This window comes from Pedobacter nutrimenti (genome assembly GCF_003208655.1).
In the GTDB taxonomy this organism is placed as follows: Bacteria; Bacteroidota; Bacteroidia; order Sphingobacteriales; family Sphingobacteriaceae; genus Pedobacter; species Pedobacter nutrimenti.
The window spans coordinates 21783-41400 of the sequence record NZ_QKLU01000001.1 but is presented as its reverse complement, the minus strand read 5'-3'; the positions used below and the strand labels follow the sequence as shown (position 1 = coordinate 41400).

Below are 19618 nucleotides of genomic sequence, written 5' to 3'. Positions count from 1 at the left end.
TACAGAAAATAGAAAAGCGTTATACTAAGGAACACCCAGAGCTTAAAATAAAGTTTATTTTTTCTCGTTCATATATTACGCGAATCATACCCAAGCCTATTTTTACGATGCCCTAGCTATATTTAAATAAAAAATCATCTGAAAATCAATATTTTATGATATTTCTAAAAAAAATAACTATTATCTTTGATATCATATTTATTGAACGTTTCGTGAAAACTTGTTCAGATGACGTGCGTGGCTTTCCTGAATGTTATAAATGGATATTAATTAACGCTCAAAACAAATGGCTGTAACTGATGAACTCTATCAACAACTGCTCCGTGCATTAGAAAAACGCATGCCCCTGTCTCTCAATTTTAAAATGAAACTCAAAGACTTGCTTTTTGACGAACATTTTAAAAGGGGTACCTGCATTCTTCATCCCAGAGAAATCCAAAAAAGGGTTTGGTTTATCCTTAAAGGATCTGCAAGGGAATTTATTACCGATCCAAACGTGGGTGCTACCGATTTAACTTTATGGTTCTGGTTTGAAGATGACTTTCTGTACACCACACCTGGCTTTTTTAGTCAGGAACCAACTCAAAGTTCTATTGAAGTGCTGGAGGATTCACACATGATTTACCTGGAAGTTGAAAGCTTTATGCTTTTAAGGAACCAGGCAGAAGAAGTTGGTCCTTTAAGTGAAAAGATCCGGGACCACTACACCAAAATGAGTGTCCAGCATCAGCTTTTTCTGCGCATAGGTACAGCTGAGGAGAAATACGACCGGATCTTTAAACAACATCCGGCCTTGTTTAACCACGCCAAACAAAAGGACATTGCCACTTTTTTAGATATGTCTCCGGATACCCTGGGGAGAATGAGAAAAGTAAAGTAGCCAAGCTACATCTTTAAATTTTAGCTATGCATTATAAGATATGTAATGCGTATTATTTCCTTTTGTCCCATATTTTGGGATGAAGACTTGTGTGAAAAACAGCGAAAACTATAACTTCTGTTTCACTCCGATCTAATGTGTAATGCACCATAAAAGGAAATTTCTTTATTAATAGGCATCTTACCTCATTATAGCGTACAGCGTATAATTGTGCAGAATTTTTAAGTTTATTAATTTGCTTTACAACCTGGTTTTGAAAACGCAAGCCTAAACCTGAAGATTGTTCGTTATACCAATCTGTAGCACTTTGAATATCGTCCAATGCTTCAGCGTGTATTTTTATTTTATAATCTGCCACTTAGGCTTTCAGCTTTTTAGAAGCCGCTTCCCAATCCAAAAGAAGATCGGAATTGACCGTGGAACTTTTTATCCTGTCATGAACTAAATTTTGATGTTCAAGAGGAATAGAAACATCATCGCTCCAAATCACTTCGTTAAGTTCCAGCTTTTCCGCAGGTGATAACTGCCTTACGGCATCCATCAATTGTCTAAATGATAATTCAACAGCAATCATAACTCAAATTTAAGGAAAAAATACCTTATTGTGATTCAATACATTGTTAAATTTCTAGTTTATTTCACGAAATAAAAAAAGAGGAAATCATTTAAGCAGCTGTTTAACCGGCTGCCGGTAGTTTTTGCCCAGGGGAAGCTTTGTGCCGTTTTTTAGAAGAATTTCGTTGCCCTCCAGGTGCTGTAGAAAGCTTTTATTGATGATATAGGATTTATGGATCCGGATAAAAACATCTGAAGACAGTTGCTGCTCAAAACTGCCCAGTGTGCGGGCCGTAAGTAAGTAGCTGTCCCCTTTCCATACCTTTACGTAATTCCCAAAACTTTCTAAGTAGCTAATTTCGGCCGGCAGGATCAGGATGAATTTTTTATCAACTTTAATACTGATCTGCTGCTGATGGCCCGTATCGGCTGGTATGGGGTCTGCCGGATGGTTTAAAGCCTGTTTTTTTAAAGTATAAATTTCCAGTGCCCTGTTTGCTGCTTTGAGCATCCTGTCAAAACGAAAAGGCTTGAGCAGGTAGTCGCAAACTTCCAGTTCAAAACTCTCCAGGGCATGCTCTTCAAAAGCAGAAGTTACGATGACAATGGGTTTACGCTGCAAAGTCCTTAAAAAGTCAAGGCCATTTAATTTGGGCATCCGGATGTCCAAAAAAATAACATCGACCGAATTATTGCTCAAAAACTCCAACGCCTGGGTGGCCCGGTAACATTGTCCTGCATTTTCCAGAAAAGGTATGTCCTCCATGTAATTGAGGATCACCTCATGAGCCAGGGGCTCATCATCGATAATCAAACAGCGTAGGCTCATTTTAACATCAATTGCAATTCAGCTTTAAACATAGCATTTTTTAAACCGGTCTTTAGTGTATATCTGCCCGGATACAATAAATCCAGGCGCCTGGTTAAATTAATTAAACCTATGCCCCCTCTGTTACTTTCGTCTGTACCCTCTACCGAGTTTTCACAACTAAAATAAAGTTCGTCAGAAGTGCAGCTCAGCTGTAAACTTAAGGTCGCTGTCTGTTCGGCCGGTTCTATTCCATGTTTAAAAGCATTTTCTATCAAAACAATTAACAATAAGGGTGCAATAAGCAGATCATTTTGAGTAAGTTCCTGCTTAAAAGTCAAATTTAGTGGTTTCAGCAATCGCATTTGCTGCAACTCTATATAATCCTTAAGGTAGGCAAGCTCTTCACTTAACTGCACTTGTTCCTGCTGTGCTTTATAAATCACATAACGCATCAGTTCAGACAACTGCAAAATGCTTCCGGGTGTCTGATCGGATTTCCGTAAACTCAGGGCGTAAAGGTTATTTAAAGTATTAAAAAAGAAGTGCGGGTTGAGTTGTTGCTTGAGCAAATGGAGTTCTGTTTCTGTTTTTTCCTTTTCCAAAGATACAATCCTGTTGTTTTGCGTTGCCCATTGTAAGGCCAGTACCACAGGTAAGCTGATGAGCATAATCCCTATTGCTCCTCCTGCGTTTTCCAGTGTAAAAGGATTATTTAAAAATATACTCCGGCCAAAGGTATCGTTAATGGGCAAAAGGATTAGTAACTGCCCAACAAAGGGATATAAAAGTGCAACTGTAAACAATACGCTCAGCAGATACAACAGCAAACCCTTTTGTTTTAAAATTTTGGAGACCAGCAGGCGGCTGTTGATCATAAAAAACAAATAACCAGCCAGGTACATGAGCAGAAATTGCATGGTAAAGCTCAAAAAGGTCAGCCAATGCCTGAACAATTGTAGCAAACTGAATTCAAAACCGATCAACAGCTGTTTGGGAGAGTCGTAGGCCGGATTTCCCATACTGGATACCGCCATAGCTGAGAGTATCACTGCAAGCAATACCAGGCTCATCAGTACCGCATTTTCGAACCTGATTTTTTTTATCCATTTAATTTGCCCGGCCCTTTTCCGGTAAAACCGGTCTGCGCACAACAGCAGCTCGAAGGCAAAACTGCTCAGGGCAGCAGTGAAAATTAACGAGGGGCCGACACTTTCAGAAAGGACATTTATCCAGCCCCAGCTAAGCAGCGGCAACAGCAGTACAAAACAAAAAAACCATAGGTACAGATATTGTTTCAGGCACAGCTTTTTTCTGAGGACCGGTTTGTACCAGGCAAAAGCCATAGCCGGTAGCTGAACCACAACAAGCACCAGAAGTGTGCTCAAATAGGTTTTCCAAAAATCCTGTTTCAGCTGGGCCACCTGGAAAATAGCCAGCCAAAGCCATAATCCTACAAAAAGGAAAAAATCTAGCTTCCTGTATAAAAAACCAGTGTTATCCGCTCTGTTTTTTGTTTTAATCACCAGTCAAAAGAACAATAAATATACAACATGCAGAAAAAAAAATGATGAAGGTCAACTTAATGCTGATGAAGGGCTAAAAATCCCTGCATCGGCATCTTTTGAACCTTTATCACGAATTGGACCTCCCTGATCATTTATATTTCGACACCTATGCTGCCCTGGGTAATTTGCGTTCATTAATTCATTACGCATGGAACGACTTAAAATATGTGGCCTGACAAAAAGTTATGGCAATGGTGTTAAAGCATTAGACAATGTATCCCTTTGTATTTCCAATGGCCTGTTTGGTTTACTTGGACCAAATGGCGCCGGAAAATCATCCCTAATGAGAACACTGGCCACCTTACAGCTGGCCGATAGCGGTGAAATCTATTTCGATGGTTGCGACATCGGGCAGCATCCCCAAACCCTGCGCGAACAACTGGGCTATTTGCCTCAGGACTTTGGTGTCTATCCAAAAATATCGGCTTTATCGCTCCTGGACCACCTGGCAGTTTTAAAAGGATTAACCCATAAAAGTGAGCGCCGGGAACAAGTACATGCTCTGCTGCAGCAAACCAATTTGTACCAGGTCCGCAAGCAAGCGGTTAGTACTTTTTCAGGTGGAATGAGACAACGTTTTGGCATTGCACAAGCCCTTTTAGGGAACCCTCAGTTGTTGATCGCCGATGAACCCACTGCCGGACTGGATCCTGAGGAGCGGAACCGCTTTCATGATTTGTTAAATGAAATTGCAGCACATAAAGTGGTGCTGCTTTCTACCCATATTGTTGAGGATGTGCTGGACCTCTGTGAAGAAATGGCTGTACTGGCAGGCGGTAAAATCATTTTACAAGGCAAACCAACCGAACTGACCAGACAACTCAAAGGGCAGGTATGGCTTAAAGCTATTGCAAAAGAAGAGTTTGAGGCTTACACGGCTTCATTTAGGGTTATTGCCACAAGAAGCAAAGCAGGGAAAATTTTACTCCATGTCTTATCGGAGCATTGTCCGGGCCCGGGTTTTGAAGCCCTTGAACCGAGCCTGGAGCATGTTTATTTTTCTGCCTTAGCGGCCGGTACTTTTAAGGAGGGCCAGCTATGTTAATGTGTATGCTCCGCTTTGAACTCTGCTACCATTTTAAACAGCTCACCTTTTTGCTCGCTGCCTTTCTTTTTTGTTTTATGGGTGGTTTTTCGGCAGTTCAGGGCGGTTTTAGTGGGGCTGAAGTTCATAAAAACGCCCCTTACGTGATTACTTCTATTATGGCCCTTTTTTCACTGATGGGCATTTTTACAGCCACTTTGTTTGGTGCAAATGTGGTTTTGCGGGATTCTGTTTATAAAATGGAGCCTGTTATATTGACCAGCCCGGTACAGCGCAAGGTGTATTTTACGGTTCGGTTTTTAGGCTTGGTCATTAGCGTTTTCTCCTTAATGGTGTTTACCCTACTGGGCATTTACATTGGATCTTTTTTGGCAGGCGGTGCCGAAACAGGTCCTTTTCATATCATTTACTTTCTGCAGCCCCTATTTGTTTTTGGACTGGCAAATGTATTGTTTGCCAGCAGCCTGGTTTTCTGTACGGCCCTGCTGACAAAAAATGTACGTGCAGTTTATGCGACCGGGGTACTGTTGTACATTCTGTATATGGTAGCTTCTATTTTGGGAAATTCCCCTTTACTGGCCACTTCGGCTTTGGTGGTAAAAGAACAAAGTATACTTCCCTTTTTAGCCGATCCTTTTGGTTTGGCTTCCTTTTTCTCTGAAACACGTTATTGGTCGGGTGCACAAAAAAACAACCAGCTTTTGCCTATTCAGGGAACATTTTTAATAAACCGATTATTGTGGTTGGGGGTAAGTACTTTGATTGTCGGATTAAGTTACCATTTTTTTGATTTTAGGCTTCAAGCTGCCAAACGCTCATCAAAACCCAAAAAAGAACAGCCCTATACCCCTATTCCATTTAAAGCGTTTAAAGTATTCCCCCGGGGATTTAAATACCACCTGGCCGTTTTGCGTGTTCAGTTCAAATCGGAAGTTAGCGCCCTATTCGGTCATGTTCCCTTTATGGTTATGCTGCTGCTGTGGGTATTTCTTTTTGGTGTAGAGCTTAAAGACGCCATTTTGCATGGTCCTTATGGTATAAAATATTACCCTACAACGGCGGCTATTCTGGAAGAAATACGTTCCATGAAATTTGGACTGGTGCTCGTTGTTTTTTATGCAGCAGAAGTTGTGGGTAGAGAACGGAGCGCAAATATCCAGTCGTTAATTTATAGTACTCCGGTAAAAAGCTCGGTTTTATGGGCATCCAAATGCCTCACTTTGGCTTTAATGGTGCTGATACTGGTGAGCTTAAATATTTGTATAGGCATTGCTTTACAGATAAGCCAGGGTTATTTTGTTTTTGATTTGCCTGCTTATTTTTCCCTGTACTATTACAGTGCCTTTCCATTTTTTCTGTACATTATTTTACTGGTTTTTGTACAAAACCTTTCTGTTCATAAATACCTGGGCATGTTGTTCAGTTTAATGGTTACGTTTGCTGTTCTTTTTGCAAACCGGTTGGGTATAGAACATTATCTGCTCAGGTATGCGGCTGTACCCGAGCTTCAGTTTTCTGCCTTTAATCAATTTGGGCACTACGCAACCGCATTTAACTGGTACATGCTTTACTGGAGTGGTTTTGCAGGTATGCTCGCTGTTTTAACCATTGGCATGTGGCAAAACAATACACTTTCCAAATACCTATACAAAAGCAGGTTTTTGTTTTTTGCTGCAGCAATCCTTTGGGCTGGTAGCGGTGTATATATTTACCGGCAAAGCAATATCATTGGCAGTTACAAAAACAAAAAAGAGCAATTGGACTCGAGAATTGATTACGAGAAAAAATACAAAGCTTTATCGGCACTCCCCCAGCCCATTATCAAATCCATCAAAATGGCTGTAGACCTTTTCCCTGAACAAAGAAAGTACCATGTAAATGGAAGTTACTGCTTAAAAAATGAATCCGGCCAGCCCATTTCCAGGTTATGGGTTAGTATGCACCCGCAGGTGAATGATTTTGAAGTTTCCCTTCAGGGTGTACAAAAGCAATTGGTAGAGCCCATCTATAAGCAGCTGTTTATCGATTTAAAAAGCCCGCTCCTACCAGGACAGGAACTGCCCATGAGCTTTTCATTTGAAGTTATCCGATCTGGTTTTGTGCCTTTTGATACTGAAAACTCTGTTGTGCGTAATGGTTCCTATATCGAAATGGAAAAATTTGTGCCCCAGTTTGGTTACCGGGAGGGACTGGAAATTCAAGACGAAAGGGAAAGAAAATCTGCCAGATTGACCCCTCGTATTATTGTCTCTCCTACAGACCGGCACCATCATTTAATTGACCTGGAGACCACCATTTCTACCAGTGCCGAACAACAGGTTGTTACGGTAGGAACATTGCAGCAATCGTGGCTTTCGGGTAAACGCCGGTATTTTAAATACAAAACCGAAGCCCCCATAAATTTTATGTTTGCTTTAAGCGCTGCACAGTATGTTCTTAAAACAGAAAATTACAAAGGGACAGATTTGCGCTTTTATTACCTGAAGGGACAAGAATACAATATACAAACCATGTTAAAGGCCATAAAAGATGCCCTTGATTATGGCAGTGCAAATTTTTCAACGTATCCCTTAAAGCATTTTACATTAGCCGAGATTCCGCATTACCGTGGGGCCGCCACTGCTTACCCAGGCGTTGTTTTTAGTGCGGAGCGCATCAATTTTTTAACCGATTACCGCAACAGCAAGCTTCCTGTAAACCAAAGCTATGCCATTACTGCCCATGAAGTTGCCCACCAATGGTGGGCCAATGTACTAAGCCCTGTTGAAGGCCCCGGGGCCAACCTATTGACAGAATCACTAGCCAAATACACCGAGGCGGTACTAATTGAAAAAATGTTAGGAAAAATGGCACTGAGCAGTTATTTAAAGCAAGACAATCAATTGTATTTTGCTTTGCAGAACCCCAATGAAAAAGAACTGCCATTAGCCGAAGCCTATGCTCAAAATCATGTCCATTATCAAAAAGGTGGCCTAGTTTTTTATGCCGTTAAAGAGGTTTTAGGTGAAAAAGTATTTACTAGCCTGCTGAATAAATTCATTAAACAACATGCTAGCCCAAATTTAAAAGCAACAGCCGGGGAATTCGTGAAATTCCTTTTAACACATACACCATTGAAACAAAAAAGGTTTATAGAGGAAAGTTTTAATCAGGTGGTTACTTATCAATTGGCTGTAAAAGTGTTGTCCTGTGAAGCCCTTGCGGACGGAAAATTTAAACTGAACCTTGAGGTTAATACCGGTCTGACCAGCACAAGTGATCCGCAGACCCACCCGGTAGACATGGATATCGATCTGGCCGTTTTTGATGTTTCAAAAACCAATTGGACTAAAAACACCAAACCTTTTTATTTGCAAAAACACCGGTTTAACCAGCTTAAAACAAAGTTGTGCCTGGTATTGGAGCAAAAACCGGCATCGGTAGCTATAGATCCTTATGGTTATTTATTGGATGCCAATTTGAGCGATCATATTCAAGAGGTTATCCTATCCAAGAGGTTGAGTAGGGATGAATTTATTTTCCAATTGCTGAAACATTAAACCAGGCCAGGTATCTAAAGGGCTCAAAAACCATTTAAATTCCATTGCATGAAGTACATTTATCTATTGCTTTTTCTTTTTGTGACCTCTTTGACCAGCCAGGCGCAAATTACCCTTGCAGGTTCCGATATTCCGGAGGTTAAAAAGACACCTGTTGCCCCTTATGACAGTCTGCTTAATTTTATTATGCTTAAAGACCGTATTCAGTATAGAAGACTCATGGGTCAAAGGGTATTTTTTGCCCCTTTTTCTGAATTCAAAAAAGAACGAGGAGATACCAGAATTGATGGTCTTTACCCAGCCAAACCCGATGGTAAACCAGGTACTTATACCTTTGCTTCTACCCGGGAATATAATGTAGATCCAAAAACTGTTTTAGGCAAGTATTTTACCATTTTAAATGTGCAGACCTCCTACTCCTTTGGAGCTTCCGGTAAATTTGTAGAACTCGAACAGGCCGTGTCGGCTGATCAAACTTTTATCATCGTTTTGACTTTAAAAAAAGAGGAAAACGGTGATGTATTTATCTTCAAGCTAGAGGATACCAATTTTATGCGGAAAAATCCATTTATCCTGGTACCTTATTTTGAAAAACAGAAATCCCTCTATACATCCAGAGCACTGGTCGCTACGGGTCATTTTTTTCTGTATAGTACCAATCGTCAAAAGCTCGAGATAAATAAAGGTGACCAATGGACCTGCAAAGAAGTTGGTTTAGTGGATGGCACCAGTTTCAGGGCTTTTTATTCACCATGTTATATTTTAGCCGATAAATCGGGTAATACCGTGAATTATATGTTTGAGAATTTTGACCCCTATTTTGATGACATAGAATATCAGTTTGTTGACGAAGCCTATTACCATGCCAAGCAACTGAAAAACAAACAGGAAGCAGAACTGGCTATCAAAGAGCAGCAAAAGAAATTTGATGATGAACGGACTGCCAATCTAAAAAAATATGGCCCTAAATTCGGGAAACTGGTTAATGAAAGAAACCCAACGCTTGGTATGACCAAAGACATGTGTTATTCGGCCTGGGGAGCCCCAGATAAAAAAGGCAACCTGGTGATTAAAGGTCTTGCCCAGGAAAGCTGGATGTACAATCATGGAGACAACAGACGGACCTTTTTATATTTTCAAAATGATAAACTAGTTGCCAAACAAACCTATTAAAATTTATTGCTGTAAAACAGTATCCAACAAGGACAGTTACGACGTATAGTAACTGCCCCTGTTTTTTGGGTATTGCGAAAAACCCGACCTGCGTCGGGTTTTGTTGTCAAAAAGATTACCGATCTTTATGAATTAACGTACTCAAAACCATGGAAATAACCTTTAACAAACGACGTCTTTTGACATTCGCTGATCAAAGCAAGGAATTTTTTTCCGATGCGGTTAGCTATTTATTTATTGCCCTGTTTATTTATACGGCGGCAAGTAAACTGGCAAGCTTTGAAACCTTTGAACAGGTATTGAGCCGCTCGCCCTTAATTGGTGATTATAGCACACCTATTGCATGGGCCATTCCGCTGGCTGAAATTGCCATTAGTACCCTGCTTATTATTCCTATCACCAAAAGAAAAGGACTGTACCTGTCTCTTTTACTGATGCTGTTGTTTACAGTTTATTTAATCTATATGCTTTATTCGGGCAGCCAATTGCCTTGCCACTGCGGCGGGGTAATCAGCTCTATGTCCTGGAAAGGACATGTACTTTTTAATGCAGGCTTTATTGTATTGGGACTAGGTGGTTTGGCCGTATATAGGGAACGGTAAAATGAAATATGCTCTCGAGTTGAGTCTATATTAGTGTCTATGCAAAACCGCAAGCGTTGTGACCTCCTCATAATGCTTGCGGGCATAGGTAAAAGAAAACAAATTATTGCTGCAGCCACCTTGTAAAGGTGGTTTTTCTTTTTTAAGTCGGTTTAGTTTTTAACTTGATTTTTGAATGTTTTGAGCATGATATAGAGCGTATCTATTTATTCTGTAAATATTTATCATTCAATCATATATCACATATCATTGGGATTTTCTTTTTGTCTGCAAATGGTTAATGGCTTTACATATTATGCTGTTTAGTTGATTAAAATTAGCCTGTGGCTTTGTTTGCAAAGAAAAGCCAGGTATCCGTAATAAATAAGTGTGCAAGATTAACCAAAATTCTGATTAAAACCCGACGCAGGTCGGGTTCGAATACGACACAGAACGGATTGATTTAGTTATAGTTATGCTGAAATTTGGGCATAACAAAACACCAACTCTATGGAAACTACTTTACAAAAACGGTCAAGGTTCGCCCTTTCCGACAAGACAAAAGAAACTATTTGTGATGGGATTAGTTATTTGTTTATTGCTTTGTTTTTGTATACAGCTGTGAGTAAGCTGATGACTTTTGAATCTTTTGAGAGAGTATTAGGAAGATCCCCACTTATTGGCCATTATAATACCTTAATAGCTTGGACAATCCCGATTATTGAAATTGTTATTAGTGGATTACTATTAATCCCTTTAACAAAAAAACACGGGATGTATCTTTCTTTTTTCCTTATGCTATTATTTACAGTTTATTTGATTTATATGATTTTATCTGGCAGTCAGCTTCCTTGCCATTGTGGTGGTGTCATAAGTTCTATGTCATGGAAACAACATATAGTATTTAACACGGGCTTTATCGCTCTTGCAGTTACAGGTTTAATATTTTATCGCAATAAATAATCCTATTATTCAAATTTATAAATATTATCATGAAGAAAATATTATTTGGATTATTGACCATTATTCTGTCAATAAGTGGGAGTGCATTTGTCAACACACAGAAAAAAAACACAAATGCTACTTACTACTATGTAATGAAACAAGATCAATCTACATACAAAAGGTTTGGAACAACAGCTCCCGACGAAGATATGTGTTACACAGTCGGGTTCAAAAATTGCGTAATTGGTTTTAGCAACGACAAAGGTCCTACAGTGGATCCTACTTTTTTACCTCCGACCGTATACACTTCACAAATGAATGGTTATTACGTTGAAGATTGATTAGGTGATAAGGACTAAGATGTAAATTCTAATAAGTAAAGAATTTTAAAAATTTACGCGCGTGAAACAGGTAAACGCCATACCCTGTTAAAAGAAATGTGGCAAAATCTTAAACTATAAAAATAATACGATTATGAAAAAAGTATTTTTTGGTCTGCTAGTGGCTGCTATTGCAGTCGGCGGAAGTGCATTTACCAGTGCTCAAAAAAAAGTAACTACTGACACCTATTACTATGTTTTGAACCAGGCTGGTACAAGCTATAGAAGTGTAGGAATAGTTGCACCGGATGAAGATCTTTGTTCTACAGCCCCTATTAGCAAATGTGTAGTTGGTTTCAACGCGGATCATGGAACTACAGTAAATCCAACATCTTTGCCAAGTGGAAAAACTTACGAATCATCTACAAGTGGTTATATTACTTTGCCATAAGTAAATATTAGAAATGTATGAAAGAACTTAGGTTATTCTAAGTTCTTTCATTTTATAAGTTTTCATTTATGAGTTTAATCAATTGTTCAGTTCTTTCTTTGTTTATAGGACGAGGAGGATTCGCTGAAATTATAACTCCTTCTTTATTTATTAGAAGTAAATTTGGGTACCCATCATATTGATAATATTCTAGCATAGGATGTCTCTCTCCCAAACCGTTTGTATAAACACTAATAGTCTGATCTGATGTATACTGTCCACTATTAACCCCTTCGATAAATTTTTCCTTTTTTCTATCTACATTTACCCCTAAAAAAACTACTTTTTGATTGTTTTTAAAATAATCTATTACTGGAGCGAGTTGCTTACTTAATACGGTACAATTGATACATCCTTCAAACCAACTATCCATCAGAACTACCTTTCCTTTAAAATCCTCAAGCTTAACATATTTACCATCGATTCCCTCTAAACTGAAATTATATGCTTTTGCCCCAGGTATTCTTGATTTGGCAATTAGTTCAATACCTTCTTTACTACTATCATCTTTTACAGTATTAAGTGCAGGAAAAATATAATCACTAACTCCTTTTTCACGCATCATATAAACAAAACAGTTTAGCATTAACCTATCTCTTAGCATACCGCTGAAGTGTTCATTAATAAAATTATAAACAGAACCAAATGAGGGTTTAATAGAGTTTGCTGTTAATGCAACGTAGTATTTATTAAGATTAAACAGATATTTAGAATAAATAAAGGAGTTTTTCACAATAAATGTATCTGCTGTAACAAAAGTACTTTGTTCATGATAAAGTTCATTAATACGTTTTTTCAACGCCTTTCTGTAAACACTATCATTCGTTTTTATAAATGACAGCGAGTTTGTTAAACACTCATTCTTTATTGCACTTAGTGTGTTATATTTTAACAAACGATAAACGTCATCCCCTACTTTTTTTCTCAAAAAGTCTAAAGAATCTAAAGAAGTTGACATCATTTTAAGCATTCTCTGCTTATCATAATATATTCTTGCAGTGTCATTAATTGAATTAAAACTCTTAAAATTTTGGAACCATTGCTTTCCTATCCATAGCTGATAATTCATTTTTTCGGATCCCTTACCAGTAAAACACATATCCTTCATGGTCAAAATGTTAAGGGACAAACTATCTCCAGATTCAATTAAAAAAAAGTTTTGATAAATTCCCAAAATAGGCAGATCCTTTATCCTAAAATAGCCTACGCGTCCTTCATTTTTTATAGTCGCAACGAATCTGTTATTTTTGATAGAAATTGGGATTACTAACGAGCGATTATAAGGAGTCTCGTTATACTGATCATAAAAATATATTTCTGGGCTATCACTAAAGTTTTTCAAACACGAATCAGCGATGTAGCCAGATATAATGATTTTCTGGTCTTCTTTTCTACTCCCATTTTGTCCATTTGCAAATTGACAAATAATACAAAATAATATTAGTAACTTTATTTTCTTTGACATGAGCTATGATTTTTTTGCGTACTATCTTTGATTCTGTTTTATACCGCTGAGTGCAATTTCATCATCTGGAATTGGAAATGTATAACGAGGTGAATTTGCTTCCAATGTATATTCAACACCATCCAAAACTCTCTTCAAAATAATGTTTTGCCCCTCCTTATTCAATCTTTTAAGATCCGACCACCGAAGAGCCCTCCATACCAATTCTTTTCTTCTCTCCTTAAGGATTAGGGCTAAGACCTCTTGTGTTGTAATTGAAGTTGGTTTAACAAAAGTTCCTTTTTTATATCGCTTGATCAATAACTGGCTCAAAGTGCTCATAGCAACTTCCGGATTATTTCCCCTGGCCTGACACTCTGCTTTGATCAAGATTACTTCATCGGTTGCTAAACCTGTAAAAGCATAAAATCCGCCACCAACATAACCTCTTTTTATGTTATAATTGTTTAACATATTCTTAGAGTAGAATACGGCTAGGCGCAGATCATTTAGATCATAAAGTTGAATTAAGTTTGGGTCAATGCCTATTGCAGTATTTATTCCGTAACCAGTGGTGTTGGTATAATTTTGTGCTTGCAGTGTGGAAAATATTACCTCATCACTATTGTAAGTAAAAGGGGTCATATTGGATGTACTGACATTATTAAAATCAATCAACAAATTATATTTATCTAAACAGGCTTCCGCTGCTTTTCTTGCTTCTTCATAATTTCCCATTGACAAATAAATTCTTGCCATTAATGCATAAACTGCCGTTTTAGATGGCCTATTACGATTAATAGTAGAAAAATCATCTTTTAATAAAGTAAGAGATTCTTTAGCGTCTGCTAGAATTCGATCATAAGTTTCTTTTAAAGTTGATCTTTGAACAATGACGTCTATTCCTGCTGACAGCCGTAAAGGAATCCCTAAATCTGTGGTCGAGGTTGTTTCATTATAAACTGAACAAAAATTTCTAGCTAAATCATAAAACAAATATGAACGAAAAAACAAAGCTTCTCCTCTTATATTGTTCCATTCTAATTGGTTAGCTGGGATAACATCAATTTTTTCTATTCCATCCAAAACACTATTTGATATAAACACTGCTTTATAAATTTGATTCCAATCTAGTATATTAATTTCCCCACCATAAATATCTTTCTGCCATAAATATGTATTTTTCTGAGTCTGATAACTTAAAGCATCAAAACTGCTCTTACCCGCTATAAAATACTCATCACTTGACAGTTGAGGCAACAAACCTGTTCTATTTAAGACATCCCCATTATCTAAGAGACTTTGATACTCTGACAACGTAGTTGGATTTACAATAGAAGAATTTGGTTTTGCGTCTAGAAATCCTTTCTTACATCCAAAAAAAGTAATACTTAGAAGAAATAAAGTATTGATATATTTCATGATCTTATATGTTAAAGGCTCGCACTAAGTCCTATTGAATAACTTCTTGGGTCCACAAAGGAACTTGACACGTAGTCCGGATCTAAATTTAATTTAGTTGCCTTCCAGATAACTCCGATATTATTTAAATAGACATACACCTGTAAATTCTTAAATACCTTACCTAGTTTTCGGTTATTAAGGTTGCAACCAAGTCTAATATCTTGCAATCGAATATTATCAGCTTTTTCAACAAGTACATCTGAATATTGGAAGAAAGAATCCTGAGATGAATTTATTGGGTAGTTCAAAGCAGGTATGTTTGTCTTTAATTCATCACCAGCTAAAACCCATCGTTTATCAAATTCGCTGACCTGCGGACTAAAGTTACTACCCGAAAACACATTATTCCGTCGAAAATAGTAGTTTAGTTTATAGGAAATATTAAAAGAAAGTTCAAATCTAGAATAATAAAAGGTATTTCGGTAAGAACCGTAAACTAGTGGTGTAGCTGATCCACTGTAAATAAGTTCGGAAGGATTAGTTGAATTAATAATGGATGTATAATCTGTAGTTTCTTTATCATTTAAGATCCCAACGGGTTTACCAGAATTATCTAGTCTTAAAAATTTAAAACTAAAAATGGCATAATAAGGATACCCTTCTAATGGATTTACGTAATTGGAAGTTACTATATTGAAATTACTACTTTGTTTTACTTTATAATTGGTTATTGTTTCCCTATTATAGCTAAACAGAAAGTTGCTTTGCCATTTTATTGTTCCAGTTCCGACAACATTTTTATTTAAAGAAAGATCAATCCCAGAAGTCCTTGTATCTGCTGAATTTCCTTTAAATTGTACTATCCCAACTTGAGGTGCAATGGGGCTATTACCAATCAAATCTATGCCTTGTTTGACATAATAATCTAAGCTACCAGAAATTAAATTCTTAGTAGTACTAAAGTCAATTCCTAAATTGATATTCTTAACTTTCTCCCAACGCAACGAAGGATTAGGGGGATTTACAATTTCGGTATACGGTAAATTCCATCGATTAATTATACCAGGATTACGGGCTGTTAGATAAGCAGATGTAGACTTATCTAAGTTGCCGTTGTAACCATATGTAGCTCTGATTCTTAATTTAGGGAGTTGATTTACATGATAAAATTGTTCATCACTTATATTCCACATTAAACCTAAAGACCATAAAGGGACCCCCTTCTGGTTAGTTTTTACACCAAACAAATTAGATTCATCTCTTCTTGCGCTAGCAGATAAAGTATATTTGTTATTATAAGTGTAAGCAGCATTAAAAAAATATGATCTAAATCGATCAGTTGAGAAGCTCGCTGATGATCCTTCTCCAATTCGACTTGTACCTCCTCCGTAATATATTGGAAAATTTGTAAGATAATCAACAGGGAGATGAGTTGCGTCAGAAGTGTTATAGCCATATTGTGTATTCGACTTAGATTGTGATCTATAGTCTTTTATTTCTACACCACCTATTGCATTAAGATTATGTTTGTTCCCAAGCTGTTTATTAAATGTTACCTGAATTCTTCCATAATTTGAATAGTAATCACTATTTAGATTATAATCTATCCCACCAAGCGGTATTGGCCGTTTTACAGTTAAAGTAGTTTGATTAAGTTGAGTAAAAGAGTTAATTATATTACGAGTGAAAAAAGAATCACTTCCATACATCATATCATAATTTGTTATTCCTTTTTGATATTGATAATTAAAATTGATACTAAATCCTGAAAAAAAAGTATACTTCAAGCCGGTATTAAACTTATAATCAGTCAATTTCGAATCCTGATTACTATAATTTTCATCTAAAGGTCTATAGTTCCAGTCTAGCAATTTTCCCTTACCAGCTGTGTCTGTATACTGTTTCCTTAACCCTCCATCTCTCACTACAGCTAAATGATTTCCATTATCATCAGCTAATTGATCATAAGGTGTATAGGGAGAAGTAAAAGTAGCTGAGTTACTTTTAGTATTACTTGCACTTAGTACCAGGGAAGTAGAAAGCTGTAACTTATCATTTAGAAAAAAAAATGTATTACTCGCATTGAATGTAAATCGGCTGTAAGAATTACTCCTAATACTTTGTAAATCACGATTATAACCTACCGAAATAAAATAAATATTATTTTTAGTTCCTCCATCCAGACTAAGTGCATATTGCAGATTTAAAGCAGGTCGATAAATGTATTTTTCTTGATCGTTCCTCACATCTAGCTTTTTCAAAGAATTTATTTGTGATGCAGAATCCAAATTGGATATCGATCCGTTTCTCTTTTTTAGCATAATTGCCAAAGCAGGAGAAATTACACTATAGCCATTATTGATATTATCATCATAGAACCCTTTTTTAAATAGATATTGTTCTAAATCAATATACTCAGAAGATGACATCTGTGGCTGATAATGTAAATTAGGTCTTTCGGAAATATTGGTACTGGTATTAAAAGCAATATGTAATTTATTGTCCCTTGTTCCCTTCTTTGTGGTAATTACAATAACCCCGTTTCCTGCTCTCACTCCCCAGATACTTGCCGCTGCTGCATCTTTAAGCACTGTAATATTTTCGACATCATTTGGATTGATGTTATTAATATCACCCTCATAAGGAAAATTATCAACTACAATTAATGGACTCGCATTGGCAAAAAGTGTACTTCTCCCCCGAATTGAGATGTCTGTATAATTTGATGATTTATTTAAACTTTTATTAAATATCAACCCACTGGTCACCCCATCCAACCTATCCAAAATATTTGTGCTCACTCTCCTGTTCAACAAGGCACTATCCACCAGCACAAAACTCCCCGTTGCCCTTTCTTTTGGAATGTTCTGATATCCTGTACTTACAATCTGTACCTCTTCAAGTCTCCCGGTGCTTAATGACAATTTCACTGCACCTATATTCTCTACCGCTGGGATTTCTTTAATTTCAAAACCTACATAAGAAATCAGCAGGGTTGATTTTTCTTCTACATTATGCAACACAAAATATCCGTAATCGTCTGTAACGGTAGATTTGTTTGTTCCTTTAACAATTACACTGGCTCCTTTTAACCATTTGCCATTATCGTCTGATACCCTGCCCACACAACTAATGCTCTTATCAAAAGCTGCCTGGATTTTTTCCAGCATGGTTTTTTCTTTTTCCTTAATCACAATGGTTTTTTTATTGATGATATAGGTTAACCTATAGGTATTTAACGTTTTAGTAAGTACTTCAGAAAGGGGGGTATTTATAAAGTCTGCATCGAGCAAACTTCTGACATTTAATTTCTTTTCGTTCCATACCACATTAAAATCCGTTTGCTTTTTAATTTCCTTAAAAAGCTGCAGCATGGTCACCTCTTTTTGGACCAAAGTCAATTTCTGCGCATAGGAAGCTGCGCTTACCTGCACCATAGAGGCGATAAGTATAACAGTGATTAAGCGCATTATAAACAGGATTTTACGGATATACCGTATAGGTATACCACTTCTGGTATAGTTTTTATACATTTGTTCGGTCTGGGTTTAGTGATTAGGGATTGTCTTTTTTAATTGCAACTCAGGCTTTGGCCAGTCGTGCTCCAACACTTCTGGCCTTTTTCCATTATAATTTAGGTGTAGAGGTTCACTTCATCACAATGATCCTCCTTCCCTCAACTTTAAATTTCACATCACCGGTTAGCTCCAGCATGCACAGTACTTCCGATACTTTACCAAAGCGGCTTATGGTTCCTCCAAAAACCTGTTGGCCGGCTTGTTTATTCTGATAAACGACATCGACATCGTACCACCTGGACACCTTTTTCATAATGCTTTCCAGGCTTTCATTGCGGAACATAAATTCACCGTTTTTCCAGGCAACCGCATTTTCGATGTCTACCTGATCGACACTGATCATAGATCCGTCATTTACAGACTGCTGACCTGGTTTAAGAATTACACTGGAATTGATTTTAACGCTTCCTTCCAATAGGGTTGTTTTAATAGTGGCATCGTCGGCATAACTGCTTACGTTAAAATGGGTACCAAGAACTTTAATTTCCTGACCCTTGCTTTCTACCAGGAAAGGATGTAACTTGTCTTTAACTACTTCAAAGTAGGCTTCGCCGCTCAATTCAACTTTGCGTTCACCTAAATCTAGGAAAGTTGAGGGAAATTTGAGAGATGATGCGGCGTTAAGCCATACTTTGGTACCATCCGGTAAGAAGATTTGATATTGTCCGCCTTTGGGTGTTTCGATAGCGTTGTAGGCTGTACGCCCGGCTTCCACACGCTTACTGCCTGCCTTATAGACAAGCTGCCCATCTGCGGTTTTTAGGATTTCAAATCCGGACTGAGTAGCGAGAGCTCCGTCTTTTGCGTCAGTAAGACTGATTTTTCTGCCATCTGACAGCGTTAAGATGGCCTTATTGCTGCCTGGATTAATGTCATTTATATAAGTTGAAGGGGTATCTTTTTTAAAAAAGTAAGTGCCGACGCTAAACACCACCACAATGGCTGCAGCAACACTAATGGCCGGCCATAACCAGCGCTTAAAGAAACCAGGCTCCGGTATTTCCTCTACATCAAAAATGCCGTGCAAAATTTTGTCTTCTGCTTGAAAAAATTCTTCCTCGGTAATGACTTCGGTACTGGTTTTAAAATACTCCAGCAACCAGCTTTCCACAATAGCCAACTCCTGCGGACTGCAGGTCCCTTCCCTGTATTTGTTCAACAACTCTTCTGCGTATTGCTTGCTCATTTGTTTCCGGGTATTTAATGAAAAGGAAAGCTTGGGCAATATTGGTAGTATAAGAATTGTTATTTATTTAACATTTTTTTAATCTTTATTGATTATCCTATA

15 protein-coding genes are annotated in these 19618 nt (G+C 37.6%); 7 read left to right on the top strand and 8 right to left on the bottom strand.

Annotated features, from left to right (window positions below):
* Positions 1-286: 286 nt before the first annotated feature.
* The gene (locus B0O44_RS00135; RefSeq protein WP_110826679.1) at positions 287-880 is read left to right on the top strand and encodes a Crp/Fnr family transcriptional regulator; all 594 of its coding nucleotides are present in this window, start codon (positions 287-289) and stop codon (positions 878-880) included.
* A gap of 52 nt (positions 881-932) precedes the next feature.
* Here the strand turns inward: B0O44_RS00135 and B0O44_RS00130 are convergent, their stop codons facing one another.
* The 4 genes from B0O44_RS00130 to B0O44_RS00115 all read right to left on the bottom strand — a co-directional run bounded on the left by B0O44_RS00130 (position 933) and on the right by B0O44_RS00115 (position 3769).
* The gene (locus B0O44_RS00130; RefSeq protein ID WP_110826678.1) at positions 933-1238 is read right to left on the bottom strand and encodes a type II toxin-antitoxin system RelE/ParE family toxin; all 306 of its coding nucleotides are present in this window, start codon (positions 1236-1238) and stop codon (positions 933-935) included.
* Positions 1239-1454 (bottom strand): hypothetical protein, encoded by a 216-nt coding sequence (locus tag B0O44_RS00125; protein WP_110826677.1) that lies wholly within the window; start codon positions 1452-1454, stop codon positions 1239-1241.
* An 87-nt stretch (positions 1455-1541) separates the two neighbouring features.
* Positions 1542-2264, bottom strand: a complete 723-nt coding sequence (locus tag B0O44_RS00120; protein WP_110826676.1) for a LytR/AlgR family response regulator transcription factor — start codon at positions 2262-2264, stop codon at positions 1542-1544.
* On the bottom strand, positions 2261-3769 hold the full coding sequence (locus B0O44_RS00115; protein ID WP_110826675.1) for a sensor histidine kinase: 1509 nt from the start codon (positions 3767-3769) through the stop codon (positions 2261-2263). Before B0O44_RS00115 ends, B0O44_RS00120 begins: the two co-directional genes overlap by 4 nt.
* A gap of 190 nt (positions 3770-3959) precedes the next feature.
* Between B0O44_RS00115 and B0O44_RS00110 the strand changes: the two genes are divergently transcribed.
* From B0O44_RS00110 to B0O44_RS00080, 6 genes are all read left to right on the top strand, one after another.
* Positions 3960-4856, top strand: coding sequence for an ABC transporter ATP-binding protein (locus B0O44_RS00110; protein WP_110826674.1), 897 nt, complete (start codon positions 3960-3962; stop codon positions 4854-4856).
* Positions 4857-4861: 5 nt separating this feature from the next.
* Positions 4862-8395, top strand: coding sequence for a M1 family aminopeptidase (locus B0O44_RS00105; protein WP_170123240.1), 3534 nt, complete (start codon positions 4862-4864; stop codon positions 8393-8395).
* Between the two features lie 48 nt (positions 8396-8443).
* Entirely contained in the window at positions 8444-9568 is a 1125-nt protein-coding gene (locus B0O44_RS00100; RefSeq protein ID WP_110826672.1) for a hypothetical protein, read from the top strand.
* Between the two features lie 149 nt (positions 9569-9717).
* The gene (locus tag B0O44_RS00095; protein WP_110826671.1) at positions 9718-10170 is read left to right on the top strand and encodes a MauE/DoxX family redox-associated membrane protein; all 453 of its coding nucleotides are present in this window, start codon (positions 9718-9720) and stop codon (positions 10168-10170) included.
* A 489-nt stretch (positions 10171-10659) separates the two neighbouring features.
* Positions 10660-11112 (top strand): MauE/DoxX family redox-associated membrane protein, encoded by a 453-nt coding sequence (locus tag B0O44_RS00090; protein WP_110826670.1) that lies wholly within the window; start codon positions 10660-10662, stop codon positions 11110-11112.
* 456 nt (positions 11113-11568) lie between these two features.
* The gene (locus B0O44_RS00080) at positions 11569-11865 is read left to right on the top strand and encodes a hypothetical protein (RefSeq protein WP_110826668.1); all 297 of its coding nucleotides are present in this window, start codon (positions 11569-11571) and stop codon (positions 11863-11865) included.
* 52 nt (positions 11866-11917) lie between these two features.
* Here B0O44_RS00080 and B0O44_RS00075 read toward each other — a convergent pair whose 3' ends face one another.
* The 4 genes from B0O44_RS00075 to B0O44_RS00060 all read right to left on the bottom strand — a co-directional run bounded on the left by B0O44_RS00075 (position 11918) and on the right by B0O44_RS00060 (position 19516).
* Entirely contained in the window at positions 11918-13369 is a 1452-nt protein-coding gene (locus tag B0O44_RS00075; RefSeq protein WP_110826667.1) for a TlpA family protein disulfide reductase, read from the bottom strand.
* A 21-nt stretch (positions 13370-13390) separates the two neighbouring features.
* Positions 13391-14770 carry a RagB/SusD family nutrient uptake outer membrane protein gene (locus B0O44_RS00070; RefSeq protein WP_110826666.1) on the bottom strand — a complete coding sequence of 460 codons (1380 nt, stop codon included), beginning with the start codon at positions 14768-14770 and terminating at the stop codon, positions 13391-13393.
* Between the two features lie 11 nt (positions 14771-14781).
* Positions 14782-18222 (bottom strand): SusC/RagA family TonB-linked outer membrane protein, encoded by a 3441-nt coding sequence (locus B0O44_RS00065; protein WP_170123239.1) that lies wholly within the window; start codon positions 18220-18222, stop codon positions 14782-14784.
* Between the two features lie 178 nt (positions 18223-18400).
* Entirely contained in the window at positions 18401-19516 is a 1116-nt protein-coding gene (locus B0O44_RS00060; protein WP_110826664.1) for a FecR family protein, read from the bottom strand.
* Positions 19517-19618 lie beyond the last annotated feature (102 nt).

Bases quoted from the DNA above. Each gene is read 5' to 3' on its own strand.
- B0O44_RS00135 (WP_110826679.1), top strand. From the start codon at position 287: ATGGCTGTAACTGATGAACTCTATCAACAACTGCTCCGTGCATTAGAA.
- B0O44_RS00125 (WP_110826677.1), bottom strand. From the start codon at position 1,454: ATGATTGCTGTTGAATTATCATTTAGACAATTGATGGATGCCGTAAGG.
- B0O44_RS00120 (WP_110826676.1), bottom strand. From the start codon at position 2,264: ATGAGCCTACGCTGTTTGATTATCGATGATGAGCCCCTGGCTCATGAG.
- B0O44_RS00110 (WP_110826674.1), top strand. From the start codon at position 3,960: ATGGAACGACTTAAAATATGTGGCCTGACAAAAAGTTATGGCAATGGT.
- B0O44_RS00105 (WP_170123240.1), top strand. From the start codon at position 4,862: ATGCTCCGCTTTGAACTCTGCTACCATTTTAAACAGCTCACCTTTTTG.
- B0O44_RS00100 (WP_110826672.1), top strand. From the start codon at position 8,444: ATGAAGTACATTTATCTATTGCTTTTTCTTTTTGTGACCTCTTTGACC.
- B0O44_RS00095 (WP_110826671.1), top strand. From the start codon at position 9,718: ATGGAAATAACCTTTAACAAACGACGTCTTTTGACATTCGCTGATCAA.
- B0O44_RS00090 (WP_110826670.1), top strand. From the start codon at position 10,660: ATGGAAACTACTTTACAAAAACGGTCAAGGTTCGCCCTTTCCGACAAG.
- B0O44_RS00080 (WP_110826668.1), top strand. From the start codon at position 11,569: ATGAAAAAAGTATTTTTTGGTCTGCTAGTGGCTGCTATTGCAGTCGGC.
- B0O44_RS00075 (WP_110826667.1), bottom strand. From the start codon at position 13,369: ATGTCAAAGAAAATAAAGTTACTAATATTATTTTGTATTATTTGTCAA.
- B0O44_RS00070 (WP_110826666.1), bottom strand. From the start codon at position 14,770: ATGAAATATATCAATACTTTATTTCTTCTAAGTATTACTTTTTTTGGA.
- B0O44_RS00065 (WP_170123239.1), bottom strand. From the start codon at position 18,222: ATGCGCTTAATCACTGTTATACTTATCGCCTCTATGGTGCAGGTAAGC.
- B0O44_RS00060 (WP_110826664.1), bottom strand. From the start codon at position 19,516: ATGAGCAAGCAATACGCAGAAGAGTTGTTGAACAAATACAGGGAAGGG.